Genomic DNA, 14,113 nt, shown 5'->3' with positions numbered 1-14,113 from the left:
TTGGCGCGCGATACGGCGCAGGTGAGGCCCGGCCTCGCACAGGCGCGCCTCGGAATCCAGTATCGGGCGCGCGAAAATTTCCGCCTCGACACGGAGGCCGCACCCGCGCCATGTGCGGGGCCGACCCTCCGCGAACAACCGCTTCCCGTGACCGCTCCCCCCTCGCCCTCCCTGCGCCCCGTCGTCGTCCGCGTCGCGGGGCTGAACCTCGCCTATTTCGGGATCGAGATCGCCGTCGCCCTCGCGATCGGCTCGGTCGCCCTCATCGCCGACAGCCTCGACTTCCTGGAGGACGCGGCGCTCAACCTACTCATCTTCGCGGGCCTCGGCTGGAGCCTGCGCAACCGGGCCCGGCTCGGCACCGTGATGGCGGGCATCCTTCTCGTGCCGGCGCTCGCCACCGCCTACGCGGCCTACGAGAAGTTCTCGGACCTCGCCCCACCTGCCCCCCTGCCGCTGACCCTGACCGGCCTCGGGGCCCTCGCCGTCAACGTGACCTGCGCGATGATGCTCACTCGGCACCGGCACGGCGCGGGAAGCCTGACCCGGGCGGCCTACCTCTCGGCCCGCAACGACGCGGCGGCAAATCTCGCGATCATCGCGGCGGGCCTCGTCACCGCGCTCTGGGCCTCGCCGTGGCCGGACCTAGCGGCGGCGGCCGGCATCGCCGTCCTCAACGCGGATTCCGCCCACGACATCCTCAAGGCCGCCCGTGCCGAACGCCGCGCCGCGCGGGCCGCGGAAGCCTGAGACCCGAGACGAGCGACGATGCGCCTGTTCCCGATCTCCGACCTGCACCTGGAGCGCCGCCGGGCGGAGCTGATCCCGCGCCCGAGCGCACGCTTCGACGTCCTCGTCTGCGCGGGCGATCTCCACGAGGGGCATCCGGAACGCGGCCTCGCGGTGCTCTGCGACATCGCGGCCGGGAGGCCGATCGTGCTGGTGCCCGGCAACCACGAGCATTACGCGCCGACCGGCGACGGGCGCACGGCGCCGGAACTCCTCGCCGCACTCGGCCGAGAGGTCGCCCGTCTGAACGAGGCCGGCGCCGACATCCGCCTCCTGCAGGGGGGCGCCGCCACCGTGATCGGGGGCGTGCGCTTCGTCGGGACGACCCTGTGGAGCGACTGGTCGCTCGCCGGACGCTGGCTCACCGAGGCGACGCCGGACCGGCCGGCGGATCCGGTGGCCTTCGCGGCCGCCCGCATGACCGACCCCGTCACCGGGTCGCGGGAGTATCGGGGCTCGATCCGCAAGGCGGACGGCACGCCCTGGCAGCCGGCCGACGCCATGGAGGCGCACGCGGCGGAGCGGGCGGCGCTCCTCGAAGCCCTCAGGGTGCCCCACGACGGCCCGACCGTCGCGGTGACCCATCATCCGGCGAGCCCGCTCGCAGCCGATGCCTATCGCGACGCGCCGGGCGTGCCCTGGTGGGTACCGGCCTTCTACGCGACGACAATCCTTGATGACCTGCCCGACGCGGAGCGGCCCCCGCTCTGGGTCTCCGGCCATTTCCACGCCGGGCACGATCTCCGGATCGGCCGCTGCCGCTGGCTGGCGAACCCGGTGGAGGACCGAAACTTCAATCCCGGCCTGATCGTAGAGGTGGCTTGAGGGCCGGGCGGCGCGCCCCATGATGGGATGCGGGCCGTGCCCGACATGCCCGCACGGAGGAGAGGCCCCGCATGAACACCTTCATCGCCGTCGTCTTGGTCTGCGCGAGCGGGCTGCCCCAGGAAGCCTGCACGGACGACAAGGCGATCGAGGTGCGAAAGGTGCGGGTCGCCAACGAACTCGGCTGCGCCAGCGGCTGGCAGGAGATCATCGCCCGCACCGACCTCAGCGAGGAGGTCGGCAGGACGACCTACCTGAAGACCGAGTGCCGCCGGGCGAAGGAGCCGGGCTGAGCGCGGCTCAATGCTCGTACTTGATGTAGGCGAATCGCTGGTCCGTCGGCGTCCCCTCGAGGGCGCCGCCCTCGGCGCCGGGCTGCCAGGCCACCACCTCCTCGATCTTGCGGGCGAGCGCGAAGTCCTTCTCGGTCACGCCCTTGGCGGCGTGGTTCATCAGCCGCACCTCGACCCAAGCGTAGGAGGCCGTGAGGTCGGGATGGTGCCAGGCGGCTTCCGCCAAGTGGCCCACCGTGTTGATGACCATGAGCGTGCTCTTCCAGCTCGCGGTCTTGTAGGTCCGGCGGATCCAGCCGTCCTCGTAGCGCCAATGGGGCAGCTCGGCCTTCAACCGCTCGACGATCACATCATCGTCAAGAACACCTTCGCGCCGCTCGGTCATCGCCGCCTCCCCATCTTCGTCCGCGACCGTCTCCCGATAGCACGAGCCTGCGCCCGCGGCGTTCCGCGCGCAAGGGTGTCTCCTGGGGATTGCGAAGGGGGCGTGTGACCGGCGCCGCGCATCCGGCGCGGGACCGCGGCGCCTCAGTCAAAAGCACACAGGCGCCTCCTGTGGACGGGCGGGGCGCGAGGCCGTAAGGACTTGGACCAACAGGATTGCCGGTCCGTTCCACGGAGGCAGGCATTTCCGGCACGACACGGGGAGAAGGCGCCATGCTGTCACGGCGCGCATTGCTCGCGACGGCGGCGCTCTGGTCCCTGCCCGCGATCCTCATCAGGCCGGCCCGCGCCGCGGGCGAGACCATCCGCATCGGCGTGCTGCCCTTCGGCACGGCCTCGTGGGAGGCGGCGATCATCAAGGCGCGCGGCCTCGACGCGGCGAACGGCTTCACCCTGGAGACGGTCAAGCTCGCGGGCAACGACGCTGCCCGCATCGCCTTCCAGGGCCGCCAGCTCGACACGATCGTCGGCGACCTGATCTGGGCCGCGCGGCTGCGCAACGAGGGGCGGGGCGTCAAGTTCGTGCCCTACTCGACCACTGAGGGCGCGCTGATGGTGCCGCCCGACAGCCCGATCAAGGGGATCGGCGACCTCGTCGGCAAGCGCCTCGGCGTGGCGGGGGGCGCCCTCGACAAGAACTGGGTGCTCCTGCGTGCCCAGGCCCGGGAGACGGGCAACCTCGATCTCGAGACCGCCTCCCAGCTCGCCTATGGCGCGCCGCCGCTCCTGATGCAGAAGCTCGAATCCCGCGAGCTCGACGCGGCGCTCCTCTACTGGACCTACTGCGCGCGACTCGAGGCCAAGGGCTACCGCCGCCTGATCAGCGCCGACGACATCATGAGGGCCTTCGGCGCCAAGGGCTCGGTGGCGCTGATCGGCTACCTGTTCGAGGGCGAGACGGTGCGGACCAAAGCCGCCGCGGTCGAGGGCTTCGCCCGCGCCTCGGCCGCGGCCAAAGAGGTGCTCGCGAACGAGCCCGAGGCCTGGGCCCTGGTGCGGCCCCTGATGGCGGCGGAGGACGACGCAACCTTCGAGGCCCTCAAGCGCAACTTCCTGGCGGGCACCCCGCGCCGGCCGCTCGCGACCGAGCGCAGCGACGCCGAGACCATCTACGCGACGCTGGCGCGCCTCGGCGGCGAGCGTCTCGTGGGCGAGGCCAAGGTCCTGCCGCCCGACCTCTACCTCGACGGCGCCCGCAATGGATGACGGGCCGGCGCATGTCCGTTCCCCTTGCGGGGAGGGATCGAGGGCGTGGGTGGTGCGGGAGCTGCCGTCGAGGCTCATCTGGAACCATCCCCCATCCTGTCCCGCCCCGCGGGGGAAGGGGAGGGCGTACGCCGTCGCCCACGCCGAGCCACGGCCCGCTAGGTCCCATGGCCGTCGCCGCGCGTCTCGTCTCCCTGCTGATCCTGCTCGCGCTCTGGCAGCTCGCCGCGACGCTCGCCGACACGCGGACCCTGCCGGAGCCGAGTGCCGTGGCCGCCTTCGTGCTGCGGGAGATCGAGAGCGGCGGCATGCTGTTCAACGTCGGCGTGACGCTGGCGCGGGTCGCCGTCTCCTTCGTCATCGCCATGAGCCTCGGGCTGGTGCTCGGCGTGCTGCTCGGCCGCTCGAAGCTCGCAGACCGCACCCTCGATACGCCGCTCCTCGTGGTGCTCAACACACCGGCCCTCGTCATCACGGTGCTGGCCTATGTCTGGCTCGGGCTCACCGAGACCGCGGCGATCGTCGCGGTGGCGCTGAACAAGCTGCCGAACGTCGCCGTGATCATGCGGGAGGGCGCCCGCAGCCTCGACCCCGGGCTCGAGGAGATGGCCCGCACCTACCGCTTCGACCGGCGCACCTGGATCGCCCACGTGCTGGTGCCCCAACTCCAGCCCTTCGCGGTGGCGGCGGCCCGCTCCGGCATCTCGCTCGCCTGGAAGATCGTGCTCGTGGTCGAACTGATCGGCCGGCCGAACGGGGTTGGCTTCGCGATCAACTATTATTTCCAGCTCTTCGACGTCACCGCGGTCATCGGCTACAGCCTCGTCTTCATGACGGTGATGCTCGCCATCGACACTCTCGTCCTGCAGCCTCTCGATGCGCATGTCCGTCGCTGGCGCTGAGGCCCCCGGCCCGGTCCTCACCGCGCGGATCGCGCGCAAGGTCTATCGTTCCGCCCGCAGCGAACCGGTCGAGGCGGTGCGCGACCTCGCCTTCGCGATCGCGCCCGGCGAGGTGGTCTGCCTGATCGGCCCCTCGGGCGCGGGCAAGACCACCACACTGCGCATCCTGCTCGGGCTCGACCGGGACTACGACGGCGAGGTCAGGCCCGATCCCCGCGGGGATCGGGCCGGCACCGGCATGGTGTTCCAGGATCCCCGGCTCCTGCCCTGGCGGACGGTCGAGCAGAACGTGCGCCTCGCCTTGCCTCGGGAGCGGCGCGGCCGCGACCTCGACGCCCTGTTCGAGCACCTCGCCCTCACGCCCTGGCGCGGGCGCTATCCGGGAGCCCTGTCGCTCGGCATGCAACGGCGGGTGGCCCTCGCTCGGGCGCTCGCCGACGAGCCGCGGCTCCTCATCCTCGACGAGCCCTTCGTCTCCCTCGACGACGCGGCCGCCGCCTCCCTGCGCGGGCTCGTCGTCGACACGGTCGACCGGCTCGGCATGAGCGTCCTGATGGTGACCCACAACGTCGCGGAGGCGCTCGAGATCGCCGACCGGCTGCTCCTGCTCTCGCCGCGGCCCGCGAGCCTGATCGCCGCGGTCCCACTCGTGCTGCCCCGGGCAGAGCGCCGCCGCGCCTTCGTCGAGACTACGCGGCGCGATCTCGCCGGGCGCTTTCCCGGAGTGATCGCGGATTGAGGACGTCAGTTCGCCTTGGCGTCGACGTCGAGCTTGTCGAGAACCGCGCCGGGTGAGCCGGCGGTGCTGAAATCGGCGACGCCGACCCCCGCCCCATCCTTCGACTTGGCGCTCACCGACAGCCGGCCGGGCTTCGTCACGAACTGACCCATCGCGGCGCCGATCGCCTTGGCGGCCGGCGAGTTGCCGAGGATGACCGGGACGCCGAGCACGCTCGCGGTCACGTATTCCTGGCGCAGCTCGTCGGGCTTGAGGCTCAGCACCTTCGACTGAGTGTTGATGAAGCGTTCGAACAGGCCCGTGTTCTCGATCGTGAGATCGAGCGCCTTGGCGGTGGCCGAGAGCATGGCGAGGCCCGAGATGCCCGCATCGGGGTCGAAGATCTCCGGCCCGATCCCGCCGAGCGTGCCCGTGAGCCGCAAGGTGCCCATGTCCTTGCCCGAGACCGAAACCTCGCGCACCGAGAGTTCCCGCCGACCCTCGTCCCAGGCCGTGTCGGCGACGACGTTGAGGTCGAGGTCCTGGTAGCCGTAGGCCGTGAGCGAGCCGAGCCCGGGCACGCCGGCCACCGTCGCGGCGGGGAGCGTCAGGCCGGTCAGGCTGAGGCGGCTCGCGGTCGGCACGCCGTCCCGCGGCGGCCCGAAGGTGATGGCGGCGTTGCGCAGGCCCACGTGCAGCGGTGCCTCGGCCGGTGCGGGCTTGCCCGAAGGCCTCGCGCCGAGCGCCTGGCGCGCCGCGTTCTCGAAAGGATCGCCCGCGGAATCGCGGGCCGGGTCCTTCGATCCCGGCTTCGGGGCGGGACCGGGCGAGGCCTTGGCGGTCTCGGAGGGTAGGTCGAGGCTGATGTCCTGCAGCGCGAGCGTGCCGATCACCGGGGTGAGGCGGCGGAGCGCCTCGTCCGTGGCCTCGGCCTTCGGGTCCGAGAGACGGCGCAGGGCCTCGACCGTCGGCGCCAGGGAGAAGCCGGTGAGCGTGACCTTGCCGACGCGGGAGCGCACGCCCTTCTGCGCGAAGGCGAGATCCTCCAGGTTCATCCCGGCCTCGGGGCCCTGGCCCGCATAGGCCATGCGGCCGACCTCGAGGACGAGGGGGTCCGGAGACTTGGTCTCGCTGATGCTGAGGCCGCGCGCCTCCAGACCGCCGACCGAGACGGCCTCGACGAGATCGGCGGCCGCCGCCGTGACCTTGGCCCGCTCGGCCGGGTTCGCCTTGTCGAGGTCGAGCCCGGCGAAGGCGTCGAGGGCGCCGGTCCAGCCGCCGGGGATCTGCCGGCCGCCGAGGTCGCGCCCCTCGACGCGGGCGAGCTTCACGGTGGTGCCGCGATCGTCGGTGTAGACCACGTCGGCGATCGAGACGGAGGCGTAGACCCGCTGCACCGGCCCCTTGCCGTCGCCCGCCACCGCGTAGAGCCGAGCCAGTGCCGCGAGATCGATGTCGGTGGCGCCGATCCGGCCGTAGGTGCCCGAGCCCGTCTCCGGTCCGCCCGCCACCGTCACGGCGGCGCCGGCGGCCGAGAGTTCGGCCGCCTTGCCCACCCGCACGTCGCGGGCCGCGACGTCACGGTAGACCACCGTCTGGCGCGAGGGGCCGGGTCCGGCATGGACCGAGCGCAGTTCCGGTATCGTCAGGCTCGCCGCGTCGAGCCGGGCGAGGCGGGTGGCCCAGGGCTCGGGCGAATCGGCCCTCAGGATCGCCAGGAGGTCGTCCTTCGAGAGCCGGGTGCCGCTCACCGTGATGCGTGGCATCGTCAGCACCGTGGATCCGAACGGCAGGACGACGTCCTGCAGCGTCACGTCCTGGACGGCGGAGGCCGCCTCCTGCGCCGCGGCCGGCTGCGGGACGGCGAGCGGCGCGGCGGAGAGGAGGGCGAGGGCGCAGACGGAGGCGCGGGCGGCCCGGCCGAGGCGGGCGCGGCCTGTCACGTGGGTCATGGGCTTGTCCGGATCGCTGACGGAGGCGCGGGTCTCAAGGCTTGTGGAAAACGTCGAGGCCCGCATCCGTGCCGCAGAATGCGGGGCGAGGCAATCGGGGCCCGACGCCGCGCCCGCCGCGGATGCACGACCCGCCGTCCCCTGTCGTTCCGGCGCAACGGCGAGGGTCAGAGAGAGAATGAGGTGCCGCAGCCGCAGGAGGCGGTCGCCTGCGGGTTCTCGATCTTGAAGGACTGGCCGATCAGATCGTTGACGAAATCGATGGTCGACCCGGCCATGTATGCAAGCGACATCGCGTCGACGAGCACGGTGGCGCCGTCCCGCTCGATCACGATGTCGTCGGCCTCGCGGCCCTGCGCCACGTCGAAGGCGTAGGAGAAGCCGGAACATCCGCCGCCATTGACGCTGATGCGCAGCGACGAGCCGGGGGGCTCGGCTCCCATGATCTCGTTGATGCGCTTGGCGGCGCGGGGCGTCAGGGTGATCTCGGCCATGATTGCTCGCGGATCTCGTGGCGATGCTCGGACGTCGGCGCCCGGATCGCCTGGGGACACGGGCGTCCGCGGATTGCCAGATGGGCGCCCTGCCACAAGATATGGTCACGGCCCCGCCGCCGCAACGCGGGCGGAAAGGTCGGGGAGCTGAGAGGAGCGGCCTTGCGGCAGAACGGAGAGCGCTGGCGTGCGCCCTATGCCACGGACCCGGCCGCGTGCCGGGGCCGGCTGATCGCGGAAGCGGCCTCGCCGACCCGCAGCGATTTCCAGCGCGACCGGGACCGCATCGTCCACTCCACCGCCTTCCGGCGTCTCAAGCACAAGACACAGGTTTTCGTGCACCACGAGGGCGACCATTATCGCACCCGGCTCACCCACACCCTGGAGGTGAGTCAGATCGCCCGGGCTCTCGCCCGGGCGCTGGGCCTCGACGAAGATTTGGCGGAGGCCTTGGCCCTCTCGCACGACCTCGGCCACACCTGCTTCGGCCACACGGGCGAGGACGCCCTCGACGCCTGCATGGCGGCCCATGGCGGCTTCGACCACAACGCCCAGGCTCTGCGCATCGTGACGCGGCTGGAGCGGCGCTACGCGGGCTTCGACGGGCTGAATCTCGCCTGGGAGACGCTGGAGGGCCTCGTCAAGCACAATGGGCCTCTGCTGACGCCGGACGGCCGGCCGACCCCGCGCTACGCCGCTGCCGGCATCCCGGCCGCTATCCTCGCGTACGATGCCGTGAACGACCTGGAACTGTCGCGCTTCGCCGGGCCGGAGGCTCAGGCCGCCGCCCTCGCCGACGACATCGCCTACGACAGCCACGACCTCGACGACGGCCTGCGCGCCGGCCTGTTCGACCTCGCCGACCTCGCCGAGGTGCCCTTCCTGAAAGGTCTCCTCGACGAGATCGAACACCTTCACCCGGGGCTCGAGACCTCGCGGCGCGTGCACGAGCTCGCCCGCCGCGTCATCACCCGCTTCGTCGAGGACGTCATCGCGGAGAGTGCGCGGCGCCTCGAAGCCCTCGCCCCGACGAGTGTCGCCGACATCCGGAACGCGGGCGCGCCCGTCATCGCTTTCTCGGAGCCGGTCGCGGAGGCCGACGCCGCCATCAAGCGCTTCCTCTACGCCCGCATGTATCGTCATCCCGGCGTGATGGCGGTTCGCGCCCGCGCCGCGCAGATCGTCGGCGACCTGTTCTCGGCCTTCTGCGCGGATCCCGCGCGGATGCCCGAGGAGTGGAGCGCCGGCCTCACGGGGGCGGAGGAGGGGCGGGTGCGCCGCCGCATCGCCGACTACATCGCCGGCATGACGGACACCTACGCCGTGCTCGCCCACAAGAAGCTCTTCCGCGAGACGCCGGACCTTCACTGGAGCCCGGAGAGCCGCGGCCTGCCGCTGGCGGAGCCGTGAGCGTGGGCGAGCCCGCACGCCCCGCGCCCGAGACGCGGTCCGCCTTCCCGCGCCGTGTCGTGCTCGGGACCCGCTGGGGCGACAACGACGCCTACGGGCATGTCAACAACGTCGTCTACTACGCCTTCTTCGACACGGCGGTGAATGGCTGCCTGATCGAGGCCGGTCTCCTCGACATCGCGGGAAGCTCCGTCATCGGCCTCGTGGTCGAGACCGGCTGCCGCTACTTCTCCGGCATCGCCTTCCCAGACCGCGTCACCGCGGGCGTGCGGGTAGCCCATCTCGGCCGCTCCAGTGTGCGCTACGAGATCGCGCTCTTCCGCGAAGCGGAGGATCGCGCCGCGGCGCAAGGGCATTTCGTGCACGTCTATGTGGATCGCGAGACCCGGCGGCCGGTGCCGCTTCCGGACGGGATGCGGGCGGTGCTCGCCGGATGGATGTGAACCCCCGTCCGTGACACCACCGCCCCCCCTTGCTATGCGGCCGGCCTGAACCTTCGGCCGCGGCGTCTCCGACATCGACCGCGCGGCCGCGCGAGCGGACGTTTCGAGACATGAACATCTTTGCGATCTTCGAGGCGCGGGTGCGCGACGCCCTGGAGAGCCTCACCCGCGCCGGGCAGCTCCCGGCCGGCCTCGACCTCTCTCGCGTCGTCGTTGAGCCGCCGCGCGACCCGAGCCACGGCGACCTCGCCACCAACGCCGCCCTCGTGCTCGCCAAGGAGGCGCGGGCGAACCCGAAAGTGCTCGGCGAGGCGCTGGCCGCCGAGCTCCGCACCGACCCGCGGATCGTCGAGGCGAGCGTGGCAGGCCCCGGCTTCATCAACCTGCGCCTCGACCCGGCTGTGTTCCACGACGTCGTGCGCGCCGTGCTGGCAGACCCGGAAGGCTTCGCGCGCGCCAAGCTTCCCGGCGGCAAGGTCAACATCGAGTACGTCTCGGCCAATCCCACCGGCCCGATGCATGTCGGTCACGGGCGCGGCGCGGTGTTCGGCGATGCGCTCGCGAACCTCCTCGTGGCGGCGGGCCGCGATGTCACGCGCGAGTACTACATCAACGACGCGGGCGCACAGGTCGACGTGCTCGCCCGCTCCGCGTTCCTGCGCTACCGCGAGGCGCTCGGTGAGGATGTGGGCCCGATCCCCGAGGGCCTCTACCCGGGCGACTATCTCAAGCCCGTCGGAGAAGCGTTGGCGCGCGAGCACGGCGGCGCGCTCGCGGCAAAGCCCGAGGCGGATTGGCTGCCCCTCGTCCGCGAGACCGCCATCGCCCTGATGATGGACATGATCCGCGGCGATCTCGCCGCGATCGGCATCCACCACGACGTCTTCTTCTCCGAGCGCACGCTGCACGGAGACGGACCGGGCTCGGTCTCGGCGTTGCTCGCGGATCTGCGCGCCCGCGGCCTCGTCTACGAGGGGCGCCTGCCGCCGCCGAAGGGACAAGTGCCGGAAGATTGGGAGGATCGGGAGCAGACGCTGTTCCGCACCCAGGAATTCGGCGACGACACCGACCGGCCCCTCCTGAAATCCGACGGCTCCTACACCTACTTCGCATCCGACATCGCCTATCACCGGGACAAGTTCCTGCGCGGCGCCACCGACATGATCGACGTGCTCGGTGCCGACCACGGCGGCTACGTCAAGCGGATGCAGGCGGCGGTGAAGGCGGTCACGGACGGGGAGGCGAGCCTCGACGTGAAGCTCTGCCAGCTCGTTCGGCTGCTGCGCGCGGGCGAGCCCGTGAAGATGTCGAAGCGGGCGGGCGAATTCGTCACTCTGCGGGAGGTGATCGACGAGGTCGGGCGCGACGCGATTCGTTTCATGATGCTCTACCGCAAGAACGACGCGACGCTCGATTTCGATCTGGCTAAGGTCGTGGAGCAATCCAAGGACAATCCCGTTTTCTACGTGCAGTATGCGCATGCGCGCTGCCACTCGGTCTTCCGGCAGGCGCGCGAGGCAATGCCGGATGAGGATCTGTCGGCGCAAGCCCTTGCGCAGGCTGATCTTTCTCTGCTCGCCGATCTTGGAGAGAGGGAGATGATGCGGCTCGTCGCGCAAATTCCGCGGGTGCTCGAATCGGCTGCCGTGGCGCACGAGCCGCACCGGATCGCCTTCCACCTCTACGAAGTCGCGAGTTCGCTCCATAGTTTCTGGAACAAGGGCAAAGACTTGCCGCAATTACGGTTTGTTAATCCAACCGACCGAAAGTCCACACGGGCGAGGTTGGCCCTCGTCGAGGCCGTCCGAGGCGTTCTCGCCTCCGGTCTCGCCATCCTGGGTGTCACCGCGCCGAGCGAAATGCGGTGAGGTGAGTCGGCGTTAGATTGAGGATGCTGCCATGACCAACGCATCGCGGGCCCAGATCGATTTCGAGGCCTTCGCGCGCGACCTGCAGCACCCCAGTCGAGCGCCCCGCGCCCGACGGTCGTGCCGGGCGCCGCCCGGGTCGAGCCGCGGATCGAATCGCGGCCCGAGCCGAAATCCGATCCGCTCGCCGAGCTCGCCCGCATCGTCGGCCAGGATGATCCCTTCCGCGCGCTGCTGGAGGCCCGAGACGGGCGCCGCGGCGGGGAGGGCGCGCCGGCCCGGCGCGTCGAGCCGAGCTTCGTCACGGAACAGGTGCCGGCGCACCAGGCCTCCGCCCATTCGGCCACGGCACAGGGCACGAGCCCGGCCGACGCCTTCGACCAGTATCTCGCCTCCGTCGACCGGGACTACCCGGCCGAGTCCGGCTATCACGGGCAGGGAACGGAGGAATCGGCGGAGTCCGACGCGGCCTACGTCGAGCGCAGCCGCAAGCCGACTCCGCATCGCCGGCGCCTCGTCTCGGTCGGCGCCGGTATCGCCGTCGTCGCGATCTCGGTGACCGGGGCGCTGACTTGGCGCAGTCTGCATTCCGGCCGTGTCGGCGGCGGCGTGCCCGTGATCCAGGCCGACACAGCCCCCCTCAAGATCGCGCCCAAGACCGCCGACGGCGTCGAGATCCCCGACCAGAACAAGCAGATCTACGAGCCCAAGGCCAAGGACGGACAGATCCGCATCGTCAACCGCGAGGAGCAGCCCCTCGACGTCGCCCAGGCCGCCCGCGCGGCGGGTGGGACGTCGGCGGCCAGCCAGACCGCGGCGGAATCCGGCACGACACCGGGCGGCCTGACCGACGCCTTCGGCGAGCCGCGCCGCGTCCGCACCGTCTCGGTCAAGCCCGACACGCCGCCCCCGCCCGCGGCTCGCGAGACCGTGGCTGAGACGGCGACGCCCTCGGTCATCCCCACCATGACCCTGCCGGGGAGCGAGGAGGCCGCCCCGAAGGCCCGCCCCGCGCGCCAGGCGATGCCGCTGCCGACGCCGGCTCCGACGCCCACCGCGCCGCCGCCTGCGGCCGAGAGCACGCCGGTCGTGCCCGCACCCGCCCCGACCCGCGCCAAGGCGCCTCAGCGCGTCGCCTCCGTTGCGCCCGAAGCGACGGCCGCGGTCGATGCCCCGGCGACGACCGCCGCCACGAGCCCGTCCGCCGCCTCCGTCGGGGGCTTCGCGGTCCAGCTCGGCGTGCGCACCAGCGCCGCCGAGGCCCAGACCGCTTTCAAGCAGATGCAGGGCAAGTACACCCAGCTCGCGGGCCAGCCGGAGCTGATCCGGCAGGCGGAGGTGAACGGCAAGACGATCTGGCGGGTGCGCGTCGGGCCGCTCGGGAAGAACGAGGCGACGAGCCTCTGCAACCAGCTGCAGGCCGCCGGCGGCCAGTGCTTCGTCGCCAAGAACTGAGCGGAGGCCGAGCGCGACCGGCGCGGGAAGACGATCCTTCGGGCAGGGTCCGGCCGCGCCCGCCCCGCCCGCAACCGGCCCGACGCCCTCCGACGATCGCCTGACGCCCGAATGCAACACGGACGGACGGCCTGCCGGGAACCCCTCCGGCCTCCCCGATTCCGCCTTGTCGCGGGCCGAGAGCCCGCACGACGCTGACCCCGTGATTCGCCGCAGAGCCCTCCGCGAGCCAGAACCCCGATGACCTCCCGTGCCCTCATCCTCGGTTGCGCCGGCCGAACCCTCTCCCCGAGGAGGCCGATTTCTTCCGGGCTGCGCAGCCCTGGGGCTTCATCCTGTTCAAGCGCAACATCGGCACGCCCGAGGAGGTGCGAGCTCTGACCGGGGCTCTGCGCGCCGCGATCGGCCGGGACGACGCGCCGATCCTGATCGACCAAGAGGGCGGCCGGGTGCAGCGGATGGGGCCGCCCCACTGGCCCGCCTACCCGGCCGGGCGCCGGTTCGGCCGCCTCGACGGTTCGGCGGCCGCCATGGCGCGCCTCGGCGCGCGGCTGATGGCGCACGACCTCGCCAGCGTCGGCATCAACGTCGATTGCGCCCCCGTGCTCGACGTGCCGGTGGAGGGCAGCCACGACATCATCGGCGACCGCGCCTACGGCACGAGCCCGGCGGCCGTCGCCGAGATCGGCCGGGCCGTGGCCGAGGGCCTGATGGCGGGCGGCGTCCTGCCGGTGATGAAGCACATTCCCGGCCACGGCCGCGCCGCCTGCGACAGCCATCACGGCCTGCCCGTGGTCGAAGCCCCCCGCGACAGTCTCGCTGCGCAGGATTTCCAGCCCTTCCGGGCGCTCGCCGACCTGCCGCTCGCCATGAGCGCGCATGTGGTCTTCTCGGCCATCGATCCGGAGCGGCCGGCGACGCAATCGCCGATCGTGGTGCGCGAGATCATCCGCGGCGCGATCGGCTTCGACGGCCTGCTGATGACCGACGATCTCTCGATGCACGCGCTCACGGGCCCGTTCCGGGCCCGCGCCGAGACCGCCTTCGCGGCCGGCATCGACGTGGCGCTCCATTGCAACGGCGACCGAGCCGAGATGGAGGCGGTCGCCGAGGGCGCGCCGGCGCTCGCGGGCGAGGCCCTGCGCCGGGCCGAGGCCGCGCTCGCCCGTCTGCGGCCCGAGAGCGACAGCTTCGACGTCCGCGAGGCCCGCGCCCGCTTCGAGGCGGGACTCTCCGCGGCGGCCTGAACCCGGCACTCCGCCTCCCGGACCGAAGGCCGCGGGCGCCTTGTGTTCGCCGGGTGCGATCCTTAGG

Annotated in this window: 13 protein-coding genes and 1 pseudogene; 11 read left to right on the top strand and 3 right to left on the bottom strand. The window is 71.9% G+C overall.

Annotated features, from left to right (window positions below):
- The first annotated feature begins 147 nt into the window (after positions 1 to 147).
- The 3 genes from DK389_RS29410 (at position 148) to DK389_RS29400 (ending at position 1,907) form a co-directional block, all read left to right on the top strand.
- Positions 148 to 750, top strand: a complete 603-nt coding sequence (locus tag DK389_RS29410; RefSeq protein ID WP_109896952.1) for a cation efflux transmembrane domain-containing protein — start codon at positions 148 to 150, stop codon at positions 748 to 750.
- Between the two features lie 18 nt (positions 751 to 768).
- A complete protein-coding gene (locus tag DK389_RS29405) occupies positions 769 to 1,614 on the top strand; it encodes a metallophosphoesterase (RefSeq protein WP_109895107.1) in 846 nt (281 codons plus the stop codon).
- Between the two features lie 71 nt (positions 1,615 to 1,685).
- Positions 1,686 to 1,907 carry a hypothetical protein gene (locus DK389_RS29400; protein WP_109895105.1) on the top strand — a complete coding sequence of 74 codons (222 nt, stop codon included), beginning with the start codon at positions 1,686 to 1,688 and terminating at the stop codon, positions 1,905 to 1,907.
- Between the two features lie 7 nt (positions 1,908 to 1,914).
- On the opposite strand, the gene DK389_RS29395 is transcribed toward DK389_RS29400, so the two are convergent.
- Positions 1,915 to 2,292 (bottom strand): 4a-hydroxytetrahydrobiopterin dehydratase, encoded by a 378-nt coding sequence (locus DK389_RS29395; protein WP_109895103.1) that lies wholly within the window; start codon positions 2,290 to 2,292, stop codon positions 1,915 to 1,917.
- Between the two features lie 272 nt (positions 2,293 to 2,564).
- Between DK389_RS29395 and DK389_RS29390 the strand changes: the two genes are divergently transcribed.
- From DK389_RS29390 to DK389_RS29380, 3 genes are all read left to right on the top strand, one after another.
- Positions 2,565 to 3,557 (top strand): ABC transporter substrate-binding protein, encoded by a 993-nt coding sequence (locus tag DK389_RS29390; RefSeq protein WP_109895101.1) that lies wholly within the window; start codon positions 2,565 to 2,567, stop codon positions 3,555 to 3,557.
- Positions 3,558 to 3,724: 167 nt separating this feature from the next.
- Positions 3,725 to 4,459 carry an ABC transporter permease gene (locus DK389_RS29385; RefSeq protein ID WP_109895099.1) on the top strand — a complete coding sequence of 245 codons (735 nt, stop codon included), beginning with the start codon at positions 3,725 to 3,727 and terminating at the stop codon, positions 4,457 to 4,459.
- A complete protein-coding gene (locus tag DK389_RS29380) occupies positions 4,440 to 5,198 on the top strand; it encodes an ABC transporter ATP-binding protein (protein WP_109895097.1) in 759 nt (252 codons plus the stop codon). Before DK389_RS29385 ends, DK389_RS29380 begins: the two co-directional genes overlap by 20 nt.
- 5 nt (positions 5,199 to 5,203) lie before the next feature.
- Here DK389_RS29380 and DK389_RS29375 read toward each other — a convergent pair whose 3' ends face one another.
- Both DK389_RS29375 and DK389_RS29370 read right to left on the bottom strand, forming a co-directional pair.
- Positions 5,204 to 7,129, bottom strand: coding sequence for a hypothetical protein (locus tag DK389_RS29375; protein WP_109896951.1), 1,926 nt, complete (start codon positions 7,127 to 7,129; stop codon positions 5,204 to 5,206).
- 167 nt (positions 7,130 to 7,296) lie between these two features.
- Complete coding sequence (locus DK389_RS29370) at positions 7,297 to 7,623, bottom strand: HesB/IscA family protein (protein WP_109895095.1); 327 nt, start codon at positions 7,621 to 7,623, stop codon at positions 7,297 to 7,299.
- A 162-nt stretch (positions 7,624 to 7,785) separates the two neighbouring features.
- On the opposite strand from DK389_RS29370, the gene DK389_RS29365 reads away from it, so the two are divergent.
- The 5 genes and pseudogenes from DK389_RS29365 to nagZ all read left to right on the top strand — a co-directional run bounded on the left by DK389_RS29365 (position 7,786) and on the right by nagZ (position 14,046).
- Positions 7,786 to 9,033, top strand: a complete 1,248-nt coding sequence (locus tag DK389_RS29365) for a deoxyguanosinetriphosphate triphosphohydrolase (RefSeq protein WP_109895093.1) — start codon at positions 7,786 to 7,788, stop codon at positions 9,031 to 9,033.
- Positions 9,034 to 9,035: 2 nt separating this feature from the next.
- Positions 9,036 to 9,476 (top strand): acyl-CoA thioesterase, encoded by a 441-nt coding sequence (locus DK389_RS29360; protein ID WP_109895091.1) that lies wholly within the window; start codon positions 9,036 to 9,038, stop codon positions 9,474 to 9,476.
- Positions 9,477 to 9,586: 110 nt separating this feature from the next.
- Positions 9,587 to 11,344 carry an arginine--tRNA ligase gene (gene argS, locus DK389_RS29355; protein ID WP_109895089.1) on the top strand — a complete coding sequence of 586 codons (1,758 nt, stop codon included), beginning with the start codon at positions 9,587 to 9,589 and terminating at the stop codon, positions 11,342 to 11,344.
- Between the two features lie 120 nt (positions 11,345 to 11,464).
- Positions 11,465 to 12,799, top strand: a complete 1,335-nt coding sequence (locus tag DK389_RS29350; RefSeq protein ID WP_109895087.1) for an SPOR domain-containing protein — start codon at positions 11,465 to 11,467, stop codon at positions 12,797 to 12,799.
- Between the two features lie 240 nt (positions 12,800 to 13,039).
- Positions 13,040 to 14,046 (top strand): annotated as a pseudogene (gene nagZ / locus DK389_RS29345) (beta-N-acetylhexosaminidase).
- Positions 14,047 to 14,113: the final 67 nt, after the last annotated feature.

The sequence above is a fragment of the Methylobacterium durans genome (assembly GCF_003173715.1).
Lineage (GTDB): Bacteria > Pseudomonadota > Alphaproteobacteria > Rhizobiales > Beijerinckiaceae > Methylobacterium > Methylobacterium durans.
The sequence above is the reverse complement of the archived record's forward strand: the minus strand, read 5'-3'. Positions and strand labels throughout refer to the sequence as shown.